At 68.1% G+C, this 23,518-nt stretch carries 21 protein-coding genes and 2 tRNA genes; 8 read left to right on the top strand and 15 right to left on the bottom strand.

Annotation, left to right across the window (positions count from 1 at the left end; all coding sequences use genetic code 11):
* Nucleotides 1-90 precede the first annotated feature (90 nt).
* Both pknB and ACZ39I_RS21165 read left to right on the top strand, forming a co-directional pair.
* Nucleotides 91-2,082 carry a Stk1 family PASTA domain-containing Ser/Thr kinase gene (gene pknB / locus ACZ39I_RS21170; RefSeq protein WP_467245883.1) on the top strand — a complete coding sequence of 664 codons (1,992 nt, stop codon included), beginning with the start codon at nucleotides 91-93 and terminating at the stop codon, nucleotides 2,080-2,082.
* Nucleotides 2,083-2,284: 202 nt separating this feature from the next.
* Nucleotides 2,285-3,316: a restriction endonuclease gene (locus ACZ39I_RS21165; protein ID WP_467245882.1), complete on the top strand. Its 1,032-nt coding sequence runs from the start codon at nucleotides 2,285-2,287 to the stop codon at nucleotides 3,314-3,316.
* 101 nt (nucleotides 3,317-3,417) lie between these two features.
* Here ACZ39I_RS21165 and ACZ39I_RS21160 read toward each other — a convergent pair whose 3' ends face one another.
* The 6 genes from ACZ39I_RS21160 to ACZ39I_RS21135 are packed head-to-tail and all read right to left on the bottom strand — an operon-like array spanning nucleotide 3,418 to nucleotide 7,681.
* Complete coding sequence (locus ACZ39I_RS21160) at nucleotides 3,418-4,155, bottom strand: class E sortase (protein ID WP_467245880.1); 738 nt, start codon at nucleotides 4,153-4,155, stop codon at nucleotides 3,418-3,420.
* A gap of 13 nt (nucleotides 4,156-4,168) precedes the next feature.
* On the bottom strand, nucleotides 4,169-5,338 hold the full coding sequence (locus ACZ39I_RS21155; protein WP_467245879.1) for a class E sortase: 1,170 nt from the start codon (nucleotides 5,336-5,338) through the stop codon (nucleotides 4,169-4,171).
* On the bottom strand, nucleotides 5,335-5,973 hold the full coding sequence (locus ACZ39I_RS21150) for an aminodeoxychorismate/anthranilate synthase component II (RefSeq protein WP_352387237.1): 639 nt from the start codon (nucleotides 5,971-5,973) through the stop codon (nucleotides 5,335-5,337). Before ACZ39I_RS21150 ends, ACZ39I_RS21155 begins: the two co-directional genes overlap by 4 nt.
* Complete coding sequence (locus tag ACZ39I_RS21145) at nucleotides 5,970-6,158, bottom strand: hypothetical protein (RefSeq protein WP_467245878.1); 189 nt, start codon at nucleotides 6,156-6,158, stop codon at nucleotides 5,970-5,972. The genes ACZ39I_RS21150 and ACZ39I_RS21145 overlap by 4 nt, the downstream gene beginning before the upstream one ends.
* Before the next feature lie 26 nt (nucleotides 6,159-6,184).
* Nucleotides 6,185-6,874, bottom strand: a complete 690-nt coding sequence (locus ACZ39I_RS21140; protein ID WP_467245877.1) for a class E sortase — start codon at nucleotides 6,872-6,874, stop codon at nucleotides 6,185-6,187.
* Nucleotides 6,875-6,901: 27 nt separating this feature from the next.
* Nucleotides 6,902-7,681, bottom strand: coding sequence for a DUF881 domain-containing protein (locus tag ACZ39I_RS21135; protein ID WP_352387231.1), 780 nt, complete (start codon nucleotides 7,679-7,681; stop codon nucleotides 6,902-6,904).
* 140 nt (nucleotides 7,682-7,821) lie between these two features.
* On the opposite strand from ACZ39I_RS21135, the gene crgA reads away from it, so the two are divergent.
* Nucleotides 7,822-8,076: a cell division protein CrgA gene (crgA, locus tag ACZ39I_RS21130; protein ID WP_020119474.1), complete on the top strand. Its 255-nt coding sequence runs from the start codon at nucleotides 7,822-7,824 to the stop codon at nucleotides 8,074-8,076.
* Nucleotides 8,077-8,340: 264 nt separating this feature from the next.
* On the opposite strand, the gene ACZ39I_RS21125 is transcribed toward crgA, so the two are convergent.
* Nucleotides 8,341-9,225: a rhomboid family intramembrane serine protease gene (locus tag ACZ39I_RS21125; RefSeq protein WP_467245876.1), complete on the bottom strand. Its 885-nt coding sequence runs from the start codon at nucleotides 9,223-9,225 to the stop codon at nucleotides 8,341-8,343.
* Nucleotides 9,226-9,349: 124 nt separating this feature from the next.
* Nucleotides 9,350-9,883: a peptidylprolyl isomerase gene (locus ACZ39I_RS21120; RefSeq protein WP_280850479.1), complete on the bottom strand. Its 534-nt coding sequence runs from the start codon at nucleotides 9,881-9,883 to the stop codon at nucleotides 9,350-9,352.
* 242 nt (nucleotides 9,884-10,125) lie between these two features.
* Between ACZ39I_RS21120 and ACZ39I_RS21115 the strand changes: the two genes are divergently transcribed.
* Together ACZ39I_RS21115 and ACZ39I_RS21110 are read left to right on the top strand one after the other, a co-directional pair.
* A complete protein-coding gene (locus ACZ39I_RS21115; RefSeq protein ID WP_467245875.1) occupies nucleotides 10,126-10,815 on the top strand; it encodes a DUF5324 family protein in 690 nt (229 codons plus the stop codon).
* 154 nt (nucleotides 10,816-10,969) lie between these two features.
* On the top strand, nucleotides 10,970-11,920 hold the full coding sequence (locus tag ACZ39I_RS21110; protein ID WP_467245874.1) for a glycoside hydrolase family 26 protein: 951 nt from the start codon (nucleotides 10,970-10,972) through the stop codon (nucleotides 11,918-11,920).
* A 147-nt stretch (nucleotides 11,921-12,067) separates the two neighbouring features.
* On the opposite strand, the gene ACZ39I_RS21105 is transcribed toward ACZ39I_RS21110, so the two are convergent.
* Nucleotides 12,068-12,140: transfer RNA gene (locus ACZ39I_RS21105), tRNA-Ala, on the bottom strand.
* Nucleotides 12,141-12,325: 185 nt separating this feature from the next.
* Here ACZ39I_RS21105 and ACZ39I_RS21100 point away from each other — a divergent pair.
* Both ACZ39I_RS21100 and ACZ39I_RS21095 read left to right on the top strand, forming a co-directional pair.
* Nucleotides 12,326-12,874, top strand: coding sequence for a helix-turn-helix domain-containing protein (locus ACZ39I_RS21100; RefSeq protein ID WP_352387221.1), 549 nt, complete (start codon nucleotides 12,326-12,328; stop codon nucleotides 12,872-12,874).
* A 239-nt stretch (nucleotides 12,875-13,113) separates the two neighbouring features.
* Nucleotides 13,114-15,063 (top strand): serine/threonine-protein kinase, encoded by a 1,950-nt coding sequence (locus ACZ39I_RS21095; protein ID WP_467245873.1) that lies wholly within the window; start codon nucleotides 13,114-13,116, stop codon nucleotides 15,061-15,063.
* A gap of 14 nt (nucleotides 15,064-15,077) precedes the next feature.
* On the opposite strand, the gene ACZ39I_RS21090 is transcribed toward ACZ39I_RS21095, so the two are convergent.
* On the bottom strand, nucleotides 15,078-16,472 hold the full coding sequence (locus ACZ39I_RS21090; RefSeq protein ID WP_467245872.1) for a hypothetical protein: 1,395 nt from the start codon (nucleotides 16,470-16,472) through the stop codon (nucleotides 15,078-15,080).
* Between the two features lie 184 nt (nucleotides 16,473-16,656).
* Nucleotides 16,657-16,785, bottom strand: coding sequence for a DLW-39 family protein (locus tag ACZ39I_RS21085; protein WP_003999697.1), 129 nt, complete (start codon nucleotides 16,783-16,785; stop codon nucleotides 16,657-16,659).
* A gap of 351 nt (nucleotides 16,786-17,136) precedes the next feature.
* On the opposite strand from ACZ39I_RS21085, the gene ACZ39I_RS21080 reads away from it, so the two are divergent.
* Nucleotides 17,137-17,478, top strand: coding sequence for a DUF6344 domain-containing protein (locus ACZ39I_RS21080; protein ID WP_467245871.1), 342 nt, complete (start codon nucleotides 17,137-17,139; stop codon nucleotides 17,476-17,478).
* 296 nt (nucleotides 17,479-17,774) lie between these two features.
* Here the strand turns inward: ACZ39I_RS21080 and ACZ39I_RS21075 are convergent.
* From ACZ39I_RS21075 to gyrB, 4 genes are all read right to left on the bottom strand, one after another.
* Nucleotides 17,775-17,851 (bottom strand) — tRNA-Ile (locus ACZ39I_RS21075).
* A gap of 112 nt (nucleotides 17,852-17,963) precedes the next feature.
* Entirely contained in the window at nucleotides 17,964-18,770 is an 807-nt protein-coding gene (locus tag ACZ39I_RS21070; RefSeq protein ID WP_467245870.1) for a DUF3566 domain-containing protein, read from the bottom strand.
* Nucleotides 18,771-18,788: 18 nt separating this feature from the next.
* Nucleotides 18,789-21,386 carry a DNA gyrase subunit A gene (gene gyrA, locus ACZ39I_RS21065; RefSeq protein ID WP_467245868.1) on the bottom strand — a complete coding sequence of 866 codons (2,598 nt, stop codon included), beginning with the start codon at nucleotides 21,384-21,386 and terminating at the stop codon, nucleotides 18,789-18,791.
* A 42-nt stretch (nucleotides 21,387-21,428) separates the two neighbouring features.
* The gene (gene gyrB / locus ACZ39I_RS21060; protein ID WP_467245866.1) at nucleotides 21,429-23,477 is read right to left on the bottom strand and encodes a DNA topoisomerase (ATP-hydrolyzing) subunit B; all 2,049 of its coding nucleotides are present in this window, start codon (nucleotides 23,475-23,477) and stop codon (nucleotides 21,429-21,431) included.
* Between the last annotated feature and the right edge of the window lie 41 nt (nucleotides 23,478-23,518).

The following is a 23,518-nucleotide window of genomic DNA, read 5'->3' as shown; positions in this document are numbered from 1 at the left end:
AAAGCTAGCCGGGTACGGTAGGCCCGGAGTGCAGCCTCCGACGGCACACACGTGCCGGTCGGGACCGACGGAGAGGGCTGGTAGGAAGCTATGGAAGAGCCGCGTCGCCTCGGCGGCCGGTACGAGCTGGGCCAAGTGCTCGGCCGTGGTGGCATGGCGGAGGTCTACCTCGCCATGGACACGCGCCTCGGCCGCACGGTGGCGGTGAAGACGCTGCGCGCGGACCTCGCGCGTGATCCTTCCTTCCAGGCCCGGTTCCGCCGGGAGGCCCAGTCGGCCGCCTCGCTCAACCATCCCGCGATCGTGGCGGTCTACGACACGGGCGAGGACTACATCGACGGGGTCTCGATCCCGTACATCGTCATGGAGTACGTCGACGGCTCCACCCTCCGCGAGCTGCTGCACTCCGGCCGCAAGCTGCTGCCGGAGCGCTCCCTGGAGATGACCATCGGGATCCTCCAGGCGCTGGAGTACTCCCACCGCAGCGGCATCGTCCACCGCGACATCAAGCCGGCCAACGTGATGCTCACGCGCAACGGCCAGGTCAAGGTGATGGACTTCGGCATCGCCCGCGCCATGGGCGACTCCGGCATGACGATGACGCAGACCTCCGCGGTCATCGGCACCGCCCAGTACCTCTCGCCCGAGCAGGCCAAGGGCGAACAGGTCGACGCGAGGTCGGACCTCTACTCCACCGGCTGCCTCCTCTACGAGCTGCTGACGGTCCGGCCGCCCTTCGTGGGCGACTCCCCGGTGGCCGTCGCCTACCAGCACGTACGGGAAGAAGCGCAGCCCCCGTCGGTCTTCGACCCCGAGATCACGCCCGAGATGGACGCCATCGTCCTCAAGGCCCTGGTCAAGGACCCGAACTACCGCTACCAGTCGGCCGACGAGATGCGCGCCGACATCGAGGCCTGCCTCGACGGCCAGCCGGTCGCGGCCACCGCGGCCATGGGCTCCGTGGGCTACGGCGGCTACCCCAACGACCAGCCGACCACGGCCCTGCGCGCCGACGCCGGCGCCACCACCATGCTGCCGCCGATGAACGGGGACGACGGTGGCTTCGGCTACGACGACCGCCCCGACCGGCGCCGCCAGAAGAAGTCGAACACCTCGACCATCCTGCTGGTGGTAGCGGGACTCCTGGTGCTGCTCGGCGCGGTACTGATCGGCAAGTGGATCTTCGACGGCAGCGGTGCGGGCAACGACCAGGTGGCCGTGCCGAACCTCGTCAACCAGTCGCAGGGCGACGCCACGAAACAGCTGGGCAACGTCGACCTGAAGCTCGGCCAGGTCACGGAGAAGCCGTGCGAGAACACGGCCAAGAACAACATCTGCGAGCAGAACCCGACGCCCGGCACCAAGGTCGACAAGAACACCGCCGTCAGCATCGTGGTGTCCACCGGGGCGCCCAAGGTGGCCGTCCCCAGTGTCCTCGGCCTGGACGTCGACAAGGCCACGGAGACACTGCAGGACGACAAGTACCAGTTCGTCGTCAAGACCAAGAAGCAGGTGTCCACCGAGAAGGAGGGCACCGTCCTGAACCAGGACCCGAGGCTCGGCGAAGAGGTGGAGAAGGGTTCCACCATCACCCTCACCATCGCCAAGGCCGAGGCGAAGTCCACGGTCCCGGACGTCATCGACCAGTCCTGTGACGACGCCAAGGCACAGATGCAGGCGAACAACCTCGTCGGCAACTGCACCGAGGTGGACACCGACGACACCAGCAAGATCGGCAAGGTCATCTCGACCACGCCGCAGGCCGGCAGCCAGGTCGAGAAGAACTCGTCCGTGAACATCCAGATCGGCAAGCCGAAGGACAAGACCGAGGTCCCGGACGTCAGGGGCCGCACGGTCGCCCAGGCCCGGCAGATCCTCAACAACGCCGGCTTCACGAACATCCAGTTCACCAACGGCAGCGACCAGAGCGACACCGCGGTCGTGGCCCAGCAGGACCCGGGCGGCGGCAACGAGGTCGACAACCCCGGCGGCACCCAGATCAACCTCACCACGGTGGGCGTCGGCAACGGCAACAACGGCGGCAACAACGGCGGAGGCTTCTTCGGAGGCGGAACCGGCTAGCCGCACGCACAACTCCGCACATAGACAAGCCCCGCCGCCCATCACAGGGCGACGGGGCTTCGTCATGGCGACCCGCGTCCGTCCGTCGGCGTGTTCGCATACCGATCGTGTCTTCCTATATGCCGACTCGTTGACCCATTCGGGTGGGGTGCCGAAGCTCTGCCCTGGCCATGGAGCCATACGTCAACCGGAAGGGCAGAACATGATCAACGAATCAGCGCTGCTGGAATCCAAGACCCTGCGCGACGGCGTGCTGGAACGGACGGACGTACTCGACAGGGTCAAAGCACTGTCGCTGCTGCCGGACGGGATGCATGTGACCACGGCGATGGTGGCGGCGTACTTCGAAGTCACTGTGGACGCCCTCCGAGCCCTCGTCCAGGACCACCGAACAGAGCTGGAGAACAACGGGTACCACGTTTTGGCAGGTTCGCGACTGAGTGACTTCAAGTCACTCAGTGGGATTCAGTCGCGTTCCCGCTCCCTCGCCCTCTTCTCCCGCCGAGCCGTCCTCAACGTCGCCATGCTCCTCCGCGACAGCGAAGTCGCACGTCAGGTGCGTGTGTACCTCCTGGACATGGAGTACCTGGCCCGCACCCAGCCTGTGGATAACTCCGTCCACAGGGAGACCGTCTCCCTCGACGACCGCATCGACCAACGCATCACCCACATCCTCGGCAAGACCGTCGTACCGATGTTCAATGCCCTGATCGAAACATCGGGCGAGCACCGCAAGGAACTGATCGCCCTGCGCGCAGGAGTCCAGCGCATCGAACGACGCCTCCACCAGCACCACACCCGCCTTCAACGACTCGAAGGCGTACGGGACGACCGGCCCACCGTCGGAGTCATGGCCGCCATGGACGCCATGAACGGCCGCCGGTTCGAGCACCACATCGCCAAACTGCTGCGCCGGGACGGCTGCACCAACGTCGTCGTACAGGGCGGTCGCGGGGACCGGGGTGTCGACATCATCGGGCTCACTGCCGCCGGACAACGGCTCGTCGTGCAGTGCAAGAGGTTCGCGCCCTACCTCAACATCACCAGCCCGGAGGTCCAGAAGTTCGTCGGGGCGGCGAAGGTTCTCCACAACGCGGATGTGGCCCTCTACGTGGCGACCTGCCCCTTCACCCCTGAGGCCCTGAGCATCGCCGCCGAGACCGGGATCGCCGTCGTACACCGTGGGCTGCTGGAGCAGTGGAGCGCCGGGGAACCGCTGGAAGTCCTGGAGTAGGCACGGCCCGACGCAAAGAGGCCCGAAGCCGCAAGAGATAGTTGCGGCTTCGGGCCTTCGCCATGCTAGGTGACTGACCTCCTCAAAGGAGGCCAGTCACCTCACTGCAACTCCTTCGGCAACGTCCGCTCACCGTCCACCTTCTCGGTACGCACCAGCTCGCCCCACACCACATACCGATACCGAGACGTGTACACCGGCGTGCACGTCGTCAGGGTGATGTAGTGCCCGGCCTTCTTCTTGCCGGACTCCTTGGGGATCCGGCCGAGGACCTTGACGTTGTACTTCGAGGTCTCGGGAAGGACGGCATAGACCTTGTAGACGTACCACTCGTCCTTGGTCTCGAAGACGATCGGGTCGCCCTTCTTGACCTTGTCGATGTTGTGGAACTTCGCGCCGTGCCCGTCGCGGTGGGCGGCGAGGGAGAAGTTGCCGGTCTTGCCGCTGGTGGGGAGCGTGGCCTTGACGGGGTCGACGTAGTAGCCGGCGACGCCGTCATTGAGGATCTTCGTCGAGGTGCCCTTCTCGACCAGGACCTCGCCGTTCCTCATCGCGGGGACGTGCAGGAAGCCGATGCCGTTCTTGGTGTCCAGCGCGCCGGGACCGGTGTCACGGCCCTGCATCCAGCTGTCGCGCACCTTGTCGGCTTCCTTGTGCGCCGCACGGTCGGCGATGACGTTCGTCCACCACAGCGAGTAGACGACGAACAGGCCGAGCACCAGGCCCGCCGTGATGAGGAGTTCACCGAAGACGCTGACCGCCATGGCGATCCGGCCCGTGCCGCGGCGGCGCGGCGCGGGATTGCCGGTGTTCTGCTCTTGCTCGGTGGTCGCTGCCACTAGTCATCTGCCCTTACTGGACGAGCGCATCCGGCTTGCCCTTGCTGCGCGGCCGTTCCTCGACCATCTTGCCCCAGACGATCAACCGGTACTTGCTGGTGAACTCCGGCGTGCAGGTGGTGAGGGTGATGTAGCGGCCGGCCGTGGTGAAACCGGATCCCTTGGGGACGGGGTCGATCACGCTCGTGTTGCTCGGGGACGTCACCGGAAGCGTCGACGTCATCTTGTAGACGAAGTAGTCGTCCTGCGTCTCGACGACGATCGCGTCACCCGGGCTGAGCCTGTTGATGTAACGGAAGGGCTCGCCGTGTGTGTTGCGGTGCCCGGCCAGGGCGAAGTTGCCGGTCTTCGCGTCGGGCATCGCCGTCTTCAGCGCGCCCTCGCTGTAGTGCCCGACCATGCCCTTGTCGAGCACCTTCTTGTTGCTGACGCCCTCGGCTATCGGCACCACCACGTCCAGCTTGGGAATGTGCAGCAAGGCGAAGCCCTGACCCGGCTCGAAGGTGCCCGGGGCGCCCTTCCCGCTGGCCCAGTCGTTCTGGAGGCTGCTCGCCTCCTTGTCCGCCTGCGCGTGCGCCCGGACGTTGGTCCACCACAGCTGGTAGCTGACGAACAGCAGCATCAGCACACCGGTGGTGATGAACACCTCGCCGATCGCCCGGCTCGCGACCACGGCCGCACCGGGTTTGCGGGCCTTCGCCTGCTTACGGGCCTCGATGCGGGAGAGCGGCTTGCCCTCCGGCGAGTGCGGCGAGTCCGACGCGCCCTGCTCCGGCTGCGCGTCGGGGGCAGCCGTACCGCCATGACGCCCGTGACGGCGCTTGGCGGCCTTTCTGCGGGCCGCACGGCCGCCCTGCGGGGATCCAGTGGCGGATGTGACGGAAGAGGCCGCAGAGGCGGATATGGAGGGCGGCGGCGGATCGGGGATCCGCAACGCCACCGTCTCGTCGTCGGCCGGCGGGACATAGGGCACCGACGCCCCACCCGAGGACGCCTCCCCGAACGACTCCTGGGCGTAGGACTCCTGACCGTAGGACTCCTGACCGTAGGGCTCCTGGGCAGACGAACCAGACGAACCAGACGAACCACCGGCGAAGGACTCCCCGCGATAGGGATCGCCACCGTAGGACTCGTACGACGCGTCGCCGTACAAGTCCTCGCGCTCGGGGCGCAGGGCCGTCACGCCGTGGCCCTACCCACCACCGGGGCGAGCCCCACCGACCTCGCCACCGCGCCCTGGTCCCCGCACTCCACCAGCCAGTTGGCCAGCATCAGATGACCGTGTTCCGTCAGCACCGACTCCGGGTGGAACTGCACGCCCTCGACCGGGAGTTCACGGTGCCTGAGCCCCATCACGATCCCGTCGTGCGTCCGCGCGGTGACCTCCAGCTCGGCCGGGACCGTCGCCGGCTCCGCGGCCAGCGAGTGGTAACGCGTCGCCGTGAAGGGCGTGGGCAGCCCGGCGAAGACCCCACGGCCCTCGTGCTCGACCAACGACGTCTTGCCGTGCAGCAGCTCGGGCGCGCGGTCCACGACACCGCCGTACGCCACCTGCATCGACTGCATCCCGAGACAGACACCGAAGACCGGCACCCCGGTCGCGGCACAGTGACGCACCATCTCGATGCAGACCCCGGCCTCCTCCGGCGTACCGGGTCCGGGCGACAGCAGGACGCCGTCGAAGCCGTCCTGGGCGTGCGCCGTCGACACCTCGTCGTTGCGCAGCACCTCGCACTCCGCACCCAGCTGATACAGGTACTGAACGAGGTTGAAGACGAAGCTGTCGTAGTTGTCGACGACGAGAATGCGCGCGCTCACTGGTTGTCCACCGTCACATCGTTGAAGGGCAGCAGCGGTTCGGCCCACGGGAACACGTACTGGAACAGGACGTAGACCACAGCAACGACCAGCACGAGCGAGAGCAGCGCCCGCACCCATGCGTTCCCCGGCAGATGCCGCCAGATCCAGCCGTACATGCCGTCCCTTCCGTCGCACCACGGCATCCACACACACGCCGTACCGCACCAGACTAACGGCGCAGGGCAACCGGCTTGCCGTCCTCCACAGGCTGTGTGGAGTCCAGGTGTGCCCAGACGATCAGCCGGTGACTGTGTCCCCACTCCGGATCGCACGTGGTCAGCGTGAGATAGCGGCCAGGCCGCGTGTACCCGGATTTACGTGGCACAGGATCGATCACCTCAATGTCGGTGGGCACTGTTTTGTAGGGCCCTTTGTCGATCCGATACGTGAACCAGGTCGTTCCGTCCGTCAGGACCACCGCGTCACCTCGCCGCAGCCGCGGAAAGTCCTTGAAGGGATCCCCGTAGGTGCGCCGATGCCCGGCGACCGAGAAGTTGCCCTGCTGTCCGAGCTGCGCGGTGTTCGCGTAGTGCCCGAGACCCTTCTTCAGGGTGTTGACCTCGGTGCCTTCGAGCACGGGCTTGTTCCACGTGAAACCAAGCCGGGGGATGTACATGATCGCGAAGGGCTTCCCGCTCCGGTACGGCACCGGATCCGCAGGGGAGGCCGACGGCCCGGCCGTCACCTTCGGCTGCCGCACGCTCCCCTGCGACCACTGGTTCTGCAACTGGTCGATCTGGTCGTCCATGACGGTGTCGGCCTTCACACCGGTCCAGAACAGCACATAGACGACGAACAGCACGATCAGGGCGCCAACGGTGATGCACAGCTCGCTGACGGTCCTGACGACGACACGCACCGGCGGCTCCAGGGGCTCACACCGTGCTCACTCCACGGGCTTGGCGTACTGCAGATCCACTGTGCCCGAGTAGCCGGGAAGAGTCACCGTGCCGTCGTCGGCCACATTCCAGCCGAGCCCGTAGACATTGACGTAGACCATGTAGTTCTGGATCGCCTTGGAGTCCGCGAGCGCCTGCTTCAGCTTCCCGGGGTCACCGACCGCCTGGATCTTGTACGGCGGCGAGTAGACGCGGCCCTGGAGGATCAGGGTGTTGCCGACACAGCGCACGGCGCTGGTGGAGATCAGCCGCTGGTCCATGACCTTGATCCCCTGGGCGCCGCCCTTCCACAGGGCGTTGACCACGGCCTGCAGATCCTGCTGGTGGATGACCAGGTAGTCGGGCTGCGGCTCGGGGTAGCCGGGGAGCTTGGCGGTCGCGTTCGGCGGGGCGTCGTCGAGCGTGACCGTGACCGCCTTCCCCTTGAGCTTCTGGGTGCCTGCCCGCTCCTCCAGGGCGGCGAGCTTGTCGTCCTCGGCCTTGGTGCTGCCGTCGTCGCGCTCGGCGAGCGACTCGACGTCCCGGCGCAGCGAGCCGTTCGACTCGTCGAGCTCGCCGTTGTTGCGGCTCCGCTCCTGGATGAGGTCCGAGAGCTTGAGCATGGAGGCGTCCGTGCGGATGTCGGTGCCCTTGGCCGTGTTGAAACTCGTGAAGAAGATGAGTCCCGCGAGAGCGAAGACGGCCACGGTGAGCACCCGCACCGGCCGGAAATCTCGCCTGCGGACAGGACTGGATCCGGACTGGGGGGAGTCGGCAGAATTGCTCAACGTACCCTTATCTCCTTCAGCGCCGCGGAAGCACTACGCTAACGGACGCCCGGGGGAGCGCTAAGAGTCCCCTTGTACGCTGCCCGGAGCCCGACCAGTTACCTGCGCGGCCACGCAGCGCATCGACAGGAGAGACCCTCGTGCCGAAGTCACGTATCCGCAAGAAGGCCGACTACACGCCGCCCCCGGCGAAGCAGGCGACCGCCATCAAACTGAACAGCCGCGCCTGGGTCGCCCCTGTGATGCTGGCCATGTTCCTCATCGGGTTGGCCTGGATCGTCGTCTTCTATGTGACGGACGGCTCGCTCCCCATCGACGCTCTGGACAACTGGAACATCGTGGTGGGCTTCGGTTTCATCGCCGCCGGATTCGGCGTCTCCACCCAGTGGAAGTAGCTCTCCCCAGGGCTATCCGCTGAGTTATCCACAGCCTGAAGCAATATCCACAGGACCTGGGGAAAAGACGACGATCTGTGGATAACCCATCGGACGTTGACGCCGGTACGACCATCCCATCAGCGCCCGTAAGCCTGTTCGCCCCCTTCCTGACCTGCATAAACACAGGCCAGCGACAGGGGGCACAGCTGTTCCCGCACTCTATGCACAAGATCCGGTACTCGCTGTGGAAAACGGGCCGCTCAGAGGGGTCGCGCGGGCCCGTCAGGTCAGCTGGGCGGTCCTGATCACGATCATGGCCACGACGACCAGCAGAACCAGCCCACAGGTGCCGTACTGCACCAGCGTCCGCCGCTCGCGTGGGGCGTGGACCATGCCGTAGCCCGTGATGACCCCGGCGACCAGGCCACCGATGTGGGCCTGCCAGGAGATGCCGCTCCAGCTGAAGGTGAAGATCAGGTTGATCACCAGGAGCGCGATGATCGGCCGGAGGTCGTAGTTGAGCCGTCTCATCAGGATCGCGTTGGCACCGATGAGGCCGAAGATGGCACCGGAGGCGCCGAGTGTGGCCGTGCTCGGGGAGGTCAGCAGATAGGCCAGCGCGCTGCCCGCGAGACCGGAGACGAAGTAGACCGCGAGATAGCGGGCCCGGCCCAGGGCGGCTTCGAGGGGACCGCCGAACCACCACAGGCTCAGCATGTTGAAGCCGATGTGCCAGATCTCCTGGTGGGCGAACATCGAGGTCACCAGGCGGTAATACTGCCCGTCCGCGACACCTTCGGTGGGCTGGAAGGGCGCCGGCGGCCAGGCACCGACGAGGCTGAGGTCCGTCGCCAGGGGCTCCTTGGCCTGGATGGCGATGAACACCGCGACGTTGATCCCGATGAGGATCTTCGTGAACAGCCGGGGATCGGCCGTTACCGTCCCGCCGGCGAGGGTACGGGGTCGTGCCGCGGCCGGAGCCGGTCCGCTGCCGCCCCCGTCGCGGACGCACTCGGGGCACTGGAAGCCGACGGAGGCGCTGACCATGCACTCGGGGCAGATCGGGCGTTCGCAGCGGGTGCAGCGGATGCCGGTCTCACGGTCCGGGTGCCGGTAGCAGCCAGGCAGGTTCTGGGCCTCTGGCGTACTGCCCGCCTCCTGATTCATGCCATCCCCTAAGTCGCCCGAAGTTGCCCGACATCGCCCTGGGTCGTCGTGCCCACATGCACCGCCCCGCTCATCCTTACGGTTGAGCGGGGCGTTTGGTTCCCTTGGCGGAGGTTGCCGGGGCTCAGCCCTGGCGGGTCTCCACGACGACCTGCTCGATGACGACGTCGTTGACCGGGCGGTCGTTGGGGCGGGTGGTCTTGACGCCGGCGATGGCGTCGACGACCTTCTGGCTGGCCGGGTCCGTGACCTCGCCGAAGATGGTGTGCTTGCGGTTCAGCCAGGCCGTCGGGGAGACGGTGATGAAGAACTGCGAGCCGTTGGTGCCGGGGCCGGCGTTGGCCATGGCGAGCAGGTAGGGCTTGTTGAAGCCGAGGTCAGGGTGGAACTCGTCCTCGAACTCGTAACCCGGGCCGCCGATGCCGGTGCCCAGCGGGTCGCCGCCCTGGATCATGAAGCCGCTGATGACGCGGTGGAAGATCGTGCCGTCGTAGAGCCTCTTGGTGGACTTCTCCCCGGTGCCGGGGTGCGTCCACTCGCGCTCGCCCTGGGCGAGTTCGACGAAGTTCCTGACCGTCTTCGGGGCGTGGTTCGGCAGAAGCCGGACTTCGATGTCGCCGTGGTTGGTCTTCAGGGTGGCGTAAAGCTGCTCGGCCACGATCTGCCTTCCGTTGTCTGCTTGTGCCCGACCGATCCTCGCACGGATCCGGCCGAGGATCGGTCGGGCAGGGGCGCTCGGCGGCGATCCGTGGCATTGTCGTCGGCAAGCTCCTGTTGCCACCTATTCATCCGTTATTGATCCGGATGCCCGCCCTCAGGTGCCGGGCTGCACTCCGGCAGGCATGATCCGTAAAAGGGTGGAAAGTCGAAATACCATACGCCACCGAGGAGGAGGATCCCGTGACCCGCATCGACAGCGTGCGCGCCGCGACCGGCTCGGCAAAGGACAGCGTGCTGCACGCCGCGGAAGTGGTGGCGCCCTACGCCGACACGGCCAAGGACAAGGCCTCGCACTACGCGACCGAGGCACGCGTACGGCTCGCGCCGAAGGTCTCGCAGGCGGCCGAGCAGGCGCGTGTCCAGTACGGCGCTCATCTCGCGCCGCGCCTGGAGCAGGCCCGTACGCATGTTCCGCCGAAGGTCGACCAGGCCGCCGTACGCACGCGCCAGGCAGCTCGGCAGGCCGCCGACTATTCCCGCCCGAAGATCGAGCAGGCCGTCGCCGCGGCCGGCCCGGTCGCCGGGGAGGCCACAGCCCGGAGCGCGGCCGCACTGGCCGCGCTGCGTGGCCAGGTCTCTCCCAAGGAGGTCCAGAAGCTGATCCGCAAGCACGAGCGGCGGGCCCGTGCAGGACGGCTCGCCAAGGCGTTGGCGGTCGCGGGCCTCGTGACGGGAGGTGCTTACGCCGCCTGGAAGTGGTGGGACAAGCAGGCCAATCCCGACTGGCTGGTCGAGCCGCCCGCCGCGACCGAGGTGTCCGAGACGGGCCGGCTGACGTCCGTGGACGGCAGCGGTCAGTCCGTCCTGGACCCTGAGGTTCAGGCGAAGGAGGCCGAGGAGGACGCCGCGCAGCACGACGAAGGGCGCTGACGCCGGTTTTCGCCGGCGTGTACCAGTGGTGGGGCGGAGTTTCTCCGCCCCACCGTCGTGTTCACCCGACGGTGTGGCGGGAGCGGCGCGGCGGGGCCCCCATGCGTCACAGTCGCGGAGACCTGTCTTCGCACCGGACGGACCGCTGCTCCTGATGAAGCTCTTACGCCGCGGGCCGCTCGCCCTGACCGCCGTACTGCTGCTCCTGGCCTCGGCCTGCACCACGCGTGCCCCCGAGCCCGCGGCGGCTTCCGCGTACGGCGCGTACGTCGGCTATGAGCCGGCTGACGTGGGACGGCTGGGCGTGCTCGGTGCCTGGCTCGGTGGGCCCGCGCCCCGGGTGGGGCACGTGTATCTGCCGGGCGACCGCTGGAGCAACATCGAGGGAGCGCCGGGTTATCTGGAGTCGTGGGCGGCGTGGCGCCGGGCCGGTGCGCGGCGGATGTTCGTCCTGAACGTGCCGATGCTGGAACGCGCGGAGGCCCACCTGCCCGACCGTGCGGTCCGTGAGCAGCTTCGGCGTGGGGCACGCGGTGACTACGAAGGTCATTTCCGCGCGCTGGCGCGGCGGTTGACGGCTCTCGGCGTCCCGGACACGATCGTGGTCCTCGGCTGGGAGATGAACGGCACCACGTACAGCCACCGCTGCGGCCCGGACCCGGCCGCGTGGAAGAGGTACTGGGCGAGGATCGTGCGCGCGATGCGCTCGGTGCCCGGTCAGCGTTTCCGCTTCGAGTTCACGCCCAACCGTGGCCGTGACGCGATCCCGTGGCCGCGCTGCTATCCGGGCGATGAGGTCGTCGACATCATCGGGATGGATGCCTACGACGCCCCGCGCGGGCTGCGTTTCACCGAGCAGGTGAGCGAGCCGTACGGTCTGCGCGCCCATGTCCGCTTCGCCCGCGCCCACGGCAAACCCTTCTCGTACCAGGAGTGGGGTCTGTACGAGAACGGCGACGACCCGGCGTACATGCGCGGCATGCTCACCTGGTTCGCCCGGCAGCGCCCGCTCTACCAGGCCATCACCGACTACTGCCCGCACGGCGTGTGGGGCTGCCGGACGCATCCGCGGTCGTCCGCGGTGTACCGGTCGCTGATGAGGTAGGCCGGTACGGCGGCGGGGGTCGGGCGGGTGCGCGGTGTGTGACCCGGCGGCTTGCAGCACGCGTCGAAGCTGATCCGGCCGGGGTTGCCGGTGCGCACGAAAAACCCCTCCGCCCGCGTATTCGCAGGTCGGAGGGGTTTTCTGGTGTGGAGCCTAGGGGAGTCGAACCCCTGACATCTGCCATGCAAAGACAGCGCTCTACCAACTGAGCTAAGGCCCCGGGAAGAGGAACGTCCGCCGGAGGAACCACGTGCCGGTGGGCGTCGCAGACCAGAGTACCGGGTCACCCGGGGTATTCCGCAAAAAGGATTGGGGGTCCCCGCGAACGACCACTCTCCGTAGGATGCTCGGCGTGGTTCGCTGTCGCGAACCACGGTTTTTTGGGGAAGCGATGGGGAGACGCACATGGACGCCGCACAGCAGGAAGCGACCGCAAGAGCGCGGGAATTGCAGCGGAACTGGTATGGGGAGCCGCTGGGGGCGCTCTTCCGTAAGCTCATAGATGACCTTGGCCTCAACCAGGCTCGTCTCGCGGGGGTGCTGGGACTGTCGGCTCCGATGCTGTCCCAGCTGATGAGTGGTCAGCGGGCGAAGATCGGCAATCCCGCCGTGGTCCAGCGGGTGCAGTTGCTGCAGGATCTGGCGGGGCAGGTCGCGGACGGCAGCGTGAGCGCGGCCGAGGCGACCGAGCGCATGGACGAGATCAAGAAGTCGCAGGGGGGTTCGGTGCTCAGCAACACCACGGCCACGACGAGCAGTTCGGGCGCGCCGACGGTCAAGCGGGTCGTCCGCGAGATCCAGTCGTTGCTGCGCTCGGTGGCCGCCGCGGGAGACATCATCGACGCGGCTGACACTCTCGCGCCGACCCATCCGGAGCTGGCAGAGTTCCTCCGGGTCTACGGGGCCGGCCGTACGTCCGACGCGGTCACGCACTACCAGTCCCACCAGAACTGAGCCGTCCGTCCGGTGGCCGAAGGGGTTCGGCGGCCGGGCCGGGGGGGTGTGCAGGCGGCACGGAGGGGCGCGAGGGGGTCGCGCTCCTCGCCGGGGGCTGACACGCGGGGGTGTGTCAGCCGCCGAGGAGACGAGGAACACGGGGCCGTATCTCTCATCCGGGAGGCCACGAGGGGTCGTATCGCTCATCGAGGGGGAAGCAAGGGGGGTAGCCGCAGGGGGAGGAGCGACGCGCAGTCATGGGTGAGGTGTTCGCCGGCCGGTACGAGCTGGCCGATCCGATCGGACGCGGAGGCGTCGGCGCCGTCTGGCGTGCCTGGGACCACCGGCGCCGCCGTTATGTGGCCGCCAAGGTCCTGCTGCAGAGCGACGCCCACTCCTTGCTGCGCTTCGTCCGTGAACAGGCCCTGCGGATCGACCACCCCCATGTCCTGGCGCCCGCCAGCTGGGCGGCCGACGACGACAAGGTCCTGTTCACCATGGACCTGGTCGCCGGCGGCTCGCTGGTCCATCTGGTCGGGGACTACGGTCCCCTGCCACCCGCGTTCGTCTGCACCCTGCTCGACCAGCTCCTCGCCGGTCTGGCCGCGGTGCACGCGGAAGGTGTGGTGCACCGTGACATCAAGCCCGCCAACATCCTGCTGGAAGCCACCGGTACCGCTCGGCCGCGGCTGCGGCTGTCCGACTTCGGCATCGCCATGCGGCTGGGCGAACCCCGCCTGACCGAGACCAACCTCGTGGTGGGCACGCCCGGTTATCTCTCCCCCGAGCAGATGATGGGCGCGGAACCGGACTTCCCCGCCGACCTGTTCGCCGTCGGGCTGGTCGCGCTGTACCTCCTGGAGGGCGCCAAGCCCGACGCCAAGGCGCTCATCCAGTACTTCGCCGCCCACGGCACCCCCGGCGCGCCCCAGAGCGTCCCAGAACCGCTCTGGCAGGTCGTGGCCTCCCTCCTCCAACCGGACCCCCAGGCCCGTTTCCGCACGGCCACGGGGGCCCGTAAAGCCCTCGCCGCGGCCAGAGAACTCCTCCCCGACCCCGGCCCCGATGACGAGTCCATAGAAATCTTCGACCAACTGGGCCCGCTGCCGCCCGGGTTCGGCCCGGAGGGCCCGTTCGAGCGAGCACCGGGCGTCGACCCGAACCGGACACGGAACGGGGGGTCCGGGGCGGGGGGAGGAGCACGGTTCGGGACGGGTGACCGAAGCGGGGGTTCCGTTGGGGGCGGCGGGGGACATGCGGGGGCCTTCCGGCGGGGGGCCGGCGAAGGGGTGGGTGGTGCTGGGGCCGGGCCCGGTGCCAGTAGTGGGGAGGTCGGTGGTGCCGGCGAGGTGCCGTCGTGGCCCGGCCAGAGCAGTGGCGTGGCTTCCCGGCCCGGTCAGGCGGGTGGAGCGCCCTCGTGGTTCGGTGAAGGAAACGGGGTGGGATCGCGGCCCGGCGACGCGGGCGCCGCTTCCTCCCGATCCGGCGACGCAAATGGGCAGGGCGCATTCCAGCCCGGTGACCCGGGCCCGGCTCCCTCCTGGCCCGGCGAAGGTAACGGACAGCAATCCTGGCCTGGAGGAAGGGGTGGACACACACCCCCCTGGCCCGCGGAGACAAATTCCGCGCCCTGGCCCAGGGAATCGAACCCGGCGCCATGGCCCGAACAGGCGGACCCGCCGTCCTGGCCCCGCGAGGCCGACTCCCTGCCCTCCCCAGGTACCGACGTGTCGTCCTCCCCCACCACAGGCCGCGGAACCCAATGGCCCGCTCCCACCAGCCCACCCCCTGTGTCGGACACCGGCAGCTTCCATCTGCCGCCGCCCCGGCCCACGGACTCCCGCTCCCAGCAGCCCTCCACTCCACCGGAGCACCAGGCACAGCCGCACCACCCCCACCAGCAGGCGCACGCACAACCCCACTGGCCCGCCACCCCAGCGGCTCACTCCCCCTACGACCCCACACCCTCCACTCACGTCCTGCCCTTCCCCCCGCAGCCGCCGACATCGACACCGCACCGGCAGCACGCCGGCACCGCTGGCACCTCTACTGCTTCGTACACCGCTCAGAGCCCGCAGGTTCCACCTCCCGCCCCACGACTTTCGCGGGCACGCCGCACAGGCCCGCCCGCGAAGGTGGCGATCCCCCTCCTGCTCCTGGCCCTGGTCTGCTACGCCGTGGGGTTCTGGGCACTCACCCAGGTCTGAGACGGGAAGAGGCCCTACGCCCCGGCAGCCCTCCGGCGCCCCACCACGACCCACACCCCGAGAACCACCAACAGCAAGGTCCCCGCCCCGATCCCCCCGGCGGCCACCAGCTTCATCCCGGCGCCGCCACTCCCGTCCCCGTCGCCCGCGCCCGCGTACCCCGCAGCCCCCGAGCCCGGCCCGAGAAGCCCCACCCGGAAGAGCCCGGAGGGCTCGGACTGCCCCGCGTAGCCGGGCCCGGCCGTTGCCGTCCCCGTCACCTTCACTCGCAGCGTCAGTCCGAACGGCCCGTCCCCGAACTCCTCGCCCACCCGCGCGGCGAGATGCACGACGAGGTAATAGGACCCGGCGAACCGCATCCCGCCCGCCCGGTCGGAAACGGCGTACCGGTTGTCGTACCCGACCGGCGGTACGGCAGCGAGCGCGCCCGATTTCCGGCTGCCGTTGTAACTGATGCTCGTGTCGTCGACGAGTCCGCGCACGGGGTTGTACAGCGCCAGGTTCACGCCCCCCGGCACAAAGCCACCGCCGGCCCCGCCACCGCTCGCGCTGCTCAGGTCGGCGGTCGTGTACACCTGCTGTCCCCAGTCGACCGGCACCTCGTAGAACAGCGTCTGTCCGGGGCGTACCTCGTCGCGCCAGACTCCCTGCTTCAGCGCGGTCGCCGAGCCGAAGCCCCCGCCGCCCCGCAGTCGCATGCCCTCCCCGCCGAGGGGTGAGGGTGTGGCCGAGTCCCAGGCCTCGGGCGCACGGGTGGTCGAAGCGGCCTTCCGCAGCCGCGGCTCCGACACAGGCGCGAGCTCCAGGTCCCAGTCCCCCGGCGCGGACTCGGTGCGCAGTACCCGTTCGACGACGACGTAGTACGTGCCGGCGCCCCGGCACAGCGACCGGTTCGAGGGGAGCTGACGTGCGGCCCACACGGTGAGGGGGCGCGGGCTGCGGCCGGCGCCGATGCTGGCGGTGTCCGCCGCGGAGCAGGAGCGGCCGTCGGCGTCCTGCACGGACACCCGGACGCCTTCCGTGGGGGTGACCGCGGCGTCCGTCGGGGGTACGGCCGTCGCGGCGACGTACACGGTCGACGTGCCGTCGAGTACGAGGCGGTAGTAGACCTTCCCGTCGCTGGGCAGCGAACTCCGATACGTGGTGCCGGGTTCGAGGCGCTCGGCGTCCGCGGTGTCCGTCGCTCCGGTGACCGACGGGGCGTCTTCGGCGAAGGCGTACGAGGAAGCCGTACCAGAGGAGGAGGGAGAGGCAGATGTGGATGAAGAAGGAGAGGCGGATGCGGAGGGAGAGGTAACCGTGGTGGGAGAGACCGGGGCCGCGAAGCCCGGAGTTCCCGGCGCACCGGCCACCGCGCCCAGCACGGCCCCCACGAGGGCCATCCGCCACCACGCCGTACGCCGCCCCATTCCGCGCCACCCCTCCGTGCCCGCGCCCCAGCTCCTACGACCGTCAGCTGGCCGGCCGTGGCCCATCCTGCCCCGCCCGGCCACCGCCCACCCTCGTAATCGGTACGACCGTCCGAAAGCCCGGGCAACACAAAACCCCGACCGCAACGACGGCCGGGGTCTGCTCAGAATCGGATGTCGGAACTCACGAACCCGTGGGCACGGAGTCAGTCGCCTCCGTCCACAGATCCTGCTCGGCGCGATCCGCCTGGATCTGGCGGTACACAAGGAGCCCGCCGATGGCGGCCAGTGCGACCAGGAGAAGCTTCTTCACCGCGCGACCTCGTCTTTCGTTGACGTAGGGGACCTCTGGCGCCCGACTATACACACCGACCGAGACCGATCGGTGACCTGCATCCGGGCCCTCAACTCCCGTCGGGAACGGCCCAGTAGAAGCGGAACAGGGACGTCCGATCAGCGTCTGATCACATGGCGATCACACGCTCACGGACGGTCACTTCAGCCTCTATCGCCCCGGTTCTCCACTTTTTGGCCGCTCATACACCCATCCGTGTGGTGTTCATCTGAAGATCGACGCGCCACAGCCTCAGGTCCGTGATTTCGCGACGCCCATACACATCATGAGGAAAGTACGCAAATCGCCCGGACCCGAAAGTGAGGAACCATGGCCCGGAACAAGGTCATGAAGCTGTGGACCGTCGTCATCACCGCTTTCCTGGCGCTGCTCACGGCACTCGGCCTCATCACGACGACCGCCGCCGCTGCCGTACCGCAGACCCAGTCGGCCCGCAACAGCGCCGCCACCCGCCCGGAGCCCCCCGCGGTGTCCCACGGTCTCTGGTCCTACGTCAGGTCGCTGCCCCCCACGATGAAGCAGCGCATCCGGGCGGAGGCCCACGGCAAGACTCCCAGCTGCCGGCCCCGCTCCCACGGCGACACGGACACGGCCGCGGACCCGGACACGGAAGTGGACGCAGCGGAACGGGCTGGAGCGGACTGCGCCTGACGGCACGGCCACCCCGCCCGAGAAGACCGAAGACGCAGCAGAGACGCACCGAAGAAGCGCTGAAGAAGTGACGACGTCGCGCACAGCACCACACGGCACAGCAGCACACCGAACCACACCACACCACACCACACGGAACATCCGGCGCAGAACCCAAGAGGATGATCCGCCCAGACCTTCTCACTGAGGCCGTTGGCCCAGGAGACCGGGGGACAGGCGACCGACACGGCAGCGAGGACCGATGTCAGTCGTAGATGGCAAAAACCCCCAACCATGATCGGCTGAGGGTTTTGTGCTGGTGGGGCTAACAGGATTTGAACCTGTGGCCTCATCCTTATCAGGGATGCGCTCTAACCAACTGAGCTATAGCCCCGCCGCGCTTTGCGAGAGTGTGTCCCGCGCGCTGACTCCTGAAGATTAGCGCACGACGTGGGCAGTCCCAAAATCGGTTCCCCTGGGACCGCCCCCGCACGTTTGGGGCAGTGTTACTCGTCCTCGGCCAGCGTCAGCTCGACGCCGCCGACGAAGCCCGCGGAGAGGTTGTAGATGAACGCGCCGAGGGTCGCGAGCGCCGTCGCGAGGACGACGTCGATGACCGCGATGATCGACGTGAACATCAGGACGTTCGGCAGGGAGAGGAACGCCTGGAGGTCGAAGCCGTTCGACTCGTTCGAGCCGGTCGCCTCGGCGATGGTGCCGCCGACCGTCGAGAAGACGCCCATCGCGTCCATGACCATCCACAGCACGGCGGCCGCGACGATCGTGCAGATGCCGAGCGCGATGGAGAGCAGGAAGCTGACCTTCATGACGGACCACGGGTCGGCCTTGGCCACCCGCAGCCGTGCCTTGCGGGTACGGGGCATGGTGCGCGCACCGGTCCGCGGGCGGCGTACGGCGCCGGCCTGGGTGGCCTGGGCCGGGTAGGCCTGCGGCGGGTGGTACGGACCCGCCTGCTGCTGCGGCTGCCGTTCCCCCGGCAGCGGGGAGGGCGAAGGCTGGGGCTGCGGTACGGCCGACCCCTTCGGTGGGGCGGCGGGCGCCGTCGGCTGGGCCGGCGGCTGGGTGTCCGTCACAGGTCCCCCCTGGGAGCCATGAGTCTCGGGCGAGCGCGAGTCCGTCGCGGGCGGCTTGATCGCCTTGAGTTGGGTCGTGTGCGTATCTGTTGGGTGCGGCTCTGCCGACCGCGCCTCCGCAGCACGCGCGGCAGAGCCACGGCCGCCGCCGTCCGCCTCCGTGCCGGGGGTGGACCCCGTAGAGGTTCCGGTCGATCCGGCGCCCGTGGCTCCGCTCACGATGACTCACTCCTCGTGCTACTCGGCCGAGGGTGCCTCACCCTCGTCCGTGCCGATGGTCTCGGCGACACCCTCGGCGGTCTCGTCGTCGGCCACATCGCCGTCGATCTCCTCCGCCTCGCGTCCCGCCTCGGCGTTACGTGCGATGCCGACCACGGCATCGCGCTTGCCCAGGTTGATCAGTTGGACGCCCATGGTGTCACGGCCCGTCTCCCTGACTCCGCTGACTCGCGTACGAATCACACCGCCGGACAGCGTGATGGCGAGGATCTCGTCGGTCTCCTCGACCACCAGCGCTCCGACGAGCGATCCGCGGTCCTCCACGATCTTGGCAGCCTTGATGCCGAGGCCGCCGCGACCCTGGACGCGGTACTCGTCGACAGGGGTGCGCTTCGCGTACCCGCCGTCCGTAGCAGTGAACACGAACGTACCGGGTCGAACAACATTCATCGAGAGCAGCTCGTCGCCCTCGCGGAAACTCATGCCCTTGACACCCGAGGTGGCGCGGCCCATGGGACGCAGGGTGTCGTCCGAGGCGGTGAACCTGATCGACTGCGCCTTCTTGCTGATCAGAAGCAGGTCACTGTCGGCCGAGACGAGTTCGGCACCGATCAGTTCGTCGTCCGAACCGTCCTCACGCTCCCGCAGATTGATGGCGATGACGCCACCGGAACGCGGAGAGTCGTAATCCTTCAGTGACGTCTTCTTGACCAGACCCGCCTTCGTGGCGAGCACCAGGTACGGCGCGGCGTCGTAGTCGCGGATCGCGAGGATCTCGGCGATCGCCTCGTCCGGCTGGAAGGCCAGCAGGTTGGCGACGTGCTGTCCCCGAGCGTCCCGCCCGGCGTCCGGCAGTTCGTACGCCTTGGCCCGGTAGACGCGGCCCTTGTTGGTGAAGAACAGCAGCCAGTGGTGCGTGGTGGAGACGAAGAAGTGGTCGACGATGTCGTCCTGCTTCAGCTTCGCCCCGCGTACGCCCTTGCCGCCCCGCTTCTGCGAACGGTAGTCCTCGGTCTTGGTCCGCTTGATGTAGCCGCCACGCGTGATGGTGACGACGATGTCCTCCTCGGCGATGAGGTCCTCGATGGACATGTCACCGTCGTAGGGCACCAGCATGGTCTTGCGGTCGTCGCCGTACTTCTCGACGATCGCGGCGAGTTCGGCGCTGACGATGCCGCGCTGGCGGACCGGCGAGGCGAGGATCTCGTTGTACTCGGTGATCTTCGCCTGGAGTTCGTCGTGCTCCTGGACGATCTTCTGGCGCTCCAGGGCGGCGAGCCGGCGCAGCTGCATCTCGAGGATGGCGTTGGCCTGGATCTCGTCGATCTCCAGGAGCTCCATCAGGCCCGTGCGCGCGATGTCGACGGTGTCGCTGCGCCGGATCAGCGCGATGACCTCGTCGATGGCGTCCAGGGCCTTCAGCAGGCCGCGCAGGATGTGCGCCCGCTCCTCGGCCTTGCGCAGCCGGAACTTCGTACGGCGGACGATGACCTCGATCTGGTGCGCCACCCAGTGCCGGATGAACGCGTCCAGGGACAGCGTGCGCGGGACGCCGTCGACGAGCGCCAGCATGTTGGCGCCGAAGTTCGTCTGCAGTTCCGTGTGCTTGTAGAGGTTGTTCAGGACGACCTTGGCGACCGCGTCACGCTTCAAGACGATCACGAGTCGCTGTCCCGTGCGTGACGACGTCTCGTCCCGGACGTCCGCGATGCCGCCGACCTTGCCGGCCTTCACCAGGTCGGCGATCTTCTGCGCGAGGTTGTCGGGGTTGGTCTGGTACGGCAGATCCGTGACCACCAGGCACTGGCGGTTCTGGATCTCCTCGACCTCGACGATCGCGCGCATGGTGATCGAGCCACGGCCTGTGCGGTACGCCTCCTCGATGCCCTTGCGGCCGACGACCAGGGCGCCGGTCGGGAAGTCGGGGCCCTTGATGCGCTCCATGAGCGCGTCCAGCAGCTCCTCGTGCGAGGCCTCGGGGTTCTCCAGGTACCACTGGGCGCCGGCGGCGACCTCGCGCAGGTTGTGCGGCGGGATGTTGGTCGCCATGCCGACCGCGATACCGGCGGAGCCGTTGATCAGCAGGTTCGGGAAGCGGGCCGGCAGAACGGTCGGCTCCTGGGAGCGGGCGTCGTAGTTGTCCGTGAAGTCAACGGTCTCCTCATCGATGTCACGGACCATCTCCATCGACAGCGGCGCCATCTTGCACTCGGTGTAGCGCATGGCGGCCGCCGGGTCGTTGCCCGGGGAGCCGAAGTTACCGTTGGAGTCCACCAGCGGCATACGCATGGACCACGGCTGGGCAAGGCGGACCAGCGCGTCGTAGCTCGAGGAGTCGGCGTGTGGGTGGTAGTTACCCAAGACGTCGCCGACGACGCGGGCGCACTTGTAGAAGCCCTTCTCGGGCCGGTAGCCGCCGTCGTACATGGCGTACAGGACGCGACGGTGGACGGGCTTGAGGCCGTCCCGGACGTCGGGTAGCGCGCGGGACACGATGACGGACATCGCGTAGTCCAGGTACGAACGCTGCATCTCCGTCTCGAGCCCGACGAGCTCGACGCGCTGGGCGATGAAGGCGCCTGCTTCGGGGGTGGCGGGGGTGATGTCGTCGGCCATTGCTGGTGAAGATCCTTCCTGGTGCGGTCAGCTGAGACCGACTCAGATGTCGAGGAAACGGACGTCCTTGGCGTTGCGCTGGATGAACTGACGGCGGGCCTCGACGTCCTCGCCCATCAGGACGGAGAAGAGGTCGTCAGCCTGGGCGGCGTCGTCGAGGGTGACTTGTCCGAGGACGCGGTGCTCCTGGTCCATGGTCGTGATGCGCAGTTCCTCGGCGTTCATCTCGCCGAGGCCCTTGAAGCGTTGGATGGAGTCATCGCGGATGCGCTTGCCGCGCTGCCGGCCCATCTCGATCAGCGCGTCGCGCTCGCGGTCCGAGTACGCGTACTCGATGTCGTCCCGGCCCCACTTGATCTTGTACAGCGGAGGACGGGAGAGGTACACGTGCCCGGCCTCGACCAGCGGCCGCATGAAGCGGAACAGGAAGGTCAGCAGCAGGGTGGAGATGTGCTGGCCGTCGACGTCGGCGTCCGCCATCAGGATGATCTTGTGATAGCGCAGCTTCGCGATGTCGAAGTCCTCGTGGACCCCGGTACCGAAGGCCGAGATCAGCGCCTGGATCTCCTGGTTCTGCAGGATCTTGTCGATCCGCGCCTTCTCGACGTTCAGGATCTTGCCGCGGATCGGGAGGATCGCCTGGTACTCGGGGTTGCGGCCGGACTTGGCCGAACCGCCGGCGGAGTCACCCTCGACGATGAAGATCTCGCACTTGGTCGGGTCGTTCGACTGGCAGTCGGAGAGCTTGCCCGGCAGGGACGCGGTCTCCAGCAGGCCCTTGCGCCGGGTCAGGTCGCGGGCCTTGCGGGCCGCCACGCGCGCGGTGGCCGCCTGGATGCTCTTGCGGATGATGTCCGCGGCCTCGACGGGGTTGCGGTCCAGCCAGTCGGTGAGGTGCTCGTAGACGACCTTCTGGACGAAGGTCTTCACCTCGGTGTTGCCCAGCTTGGTCTTGGTCTGGCCCTCGAACTGCGGCTCACTCAGCTTCACCGAGATGATCGCGGTCAGACCCTCGCGGATATCGTCACCCGTGAGGTTGTCGTCCTTCTCGCGAAGCAGCTTCTTGTCGCGCGCGTACTTGTTGATCAGCGAGGTCAGCGCGGAACGGAAGCCCTCTTCGTGCGTGCCGCCCTCATGCGTGTGGATGATGTTGGCGAAGGAGTACACACCCTCGCTGTAACCGCCGTTCCACTGCATCGCGAGCTCGAGGGACAGACTCTTGTCCTTGTCCTCGGCCTCGAGGTCGATCACGGTCGGGTGCACCACCTCTCCCTTACGGGAGTTGAGGTACTTCACGAAGTCGACGATGCCGCCCTCGTAGTAGTACGAGACGGCCTTGACCTCGTGCTTCTCGTCCTCGCCCGCCTCGTCCGCGCCGGCGGTGGCCTTCGCCGACTCGCGCTCGTCGGTGAGGTTGATCCTCAGACCCTTGTTGAGGAACGCCATCTCCTGGAAGCGCCGCGACAGCGTCTCGAAGGAGTACTCGGTGGTCTCGAAGATGTCCGGGTCGGCCCAGAAGGTGACCGTGGTGCCGTGCTCGTCCGTGGCCTCGTGCTGGGCCAGCGGGGCCGTCGGGACACCCAGCTTGTAGTCCTGCGTCCAGCGGTAGCCGTCGGTCTTGATCTCGACGGCCACCTTGGTCGACAGCGCGTTCACGACGGAGACACCCACGCCGTGCAGACCGCCGGAGACCGCGTAGCCGCCGCCACCGAACTTGCCGCCCGCGTGCAGCACGGTCAGCACGACCTCGACGGCCGGTTTACCCTCGGAGGGGACGATGCCCACCGGGATACCGCGGCCGTTGTCGACGACGCGCACGCCGCCGTCGGCGAGGATCGTCACGTCGATGGTGTCCGCGTGGCCGGCCAGCGCCTCGTCGACGGAGTTGTCGACGACCTCCTGCACCAGGTGGTGCAGGCCGCGCTCGCCGGTCGAGCCGATGTACATACCGGGTCGCTTGCGGACCGCGTCCAGACCCTCGAGGACGGTGATGGCGCTGGCGTCGTACGAGGCGGTTACCTCGCCGTTCGACGAGGTCGCCTCGGCGTCGGTGGACGGAATGTTCTCGTTGGGGTTGCCGGAATCGGCCACGAAGCGCCCTTTCTGGCACAGCACGAGCCGGGCTCGTCGGC

The sequence above is a fragment of the Streptomyces sp. NPDC024687 genome (assembly GCF_055559055.1).
The sequence above is the reverse complement of the archived record's forward strand: the minus strand, read 5'-3'. Positions and strand labels throughout refer to the sequence as shown.

Coding starts and splice junctions, on each gene's coding strand:
- ACZ39I_RS21110 (WP_467245874.1), top strand. CDS start 10,970: ATGAAGCTCTTACGCCGCGGGCCGCTCGCCCTGACCGCCGTACTGCTG.
- ACZ39I_RS21125 (WP_467245876.1), bottom strand. CDS start 9,225: ATGAATCAGGAGGCGGGCAGTACGCCAGAGGCCCAGAACCTGCCTGGC.
- ACZ39I_RS21100 (WP_352387221.1), top strand. CDS start 12,326: ATGGACGCCGCACAGCAGGAAGCGACCGCAAGAGCGCGGGAATTGCAG.
- ACZ39I_RS21090 (WP_467245872.1), bottom strand. CDS start 16,472: ATGGGGCGGCGTACGGCGTGGTGGCGGATGGCCCTCGTGGGGGCCGTG.
- ACZ39I_RS21080 (WP_467245871.1), top strand. CDS start 17,137: ATGGCCCGGAACAAGGTCATGAAGCTGTGGACCGTCGTCATCACCGCT.
- ACZ39I_RS21145 (WP_467245878.1), bottom strand. CDS start 6,158: ATGCCGTGGTGCGACGGAAGGGACGGCATGTACGGCTGGATCTGGCGG.
- ACZ39I_RS21095 (WP_467245873.1), top strand. CDS start 13,114: ATGGGTGAGGTGTTCGCCGGCCGGTACGAGCTGGCCGATCCGATCGGA.
- gyrA (WP_467245868.1), bottom strand. CDS start 21,386: ATGGCCGACGACATCACCCCCGCCACCCCCGAAGCAGGCGCCTTCATC.
- ACZ39I_RS21165 (WP_467245882.1), top strand. CDS start 2,285: ATGATCAACGAATCAGCGCTGCTGGAATCCAAGACCCTGCGCGACGGC.
- pknB (WP_467245883.1), top strand. CDS start 91: ATGGAAGAGCCGCGTCGCCTCGGCGGCCGGTACGAGCTGGGCCAAGTG.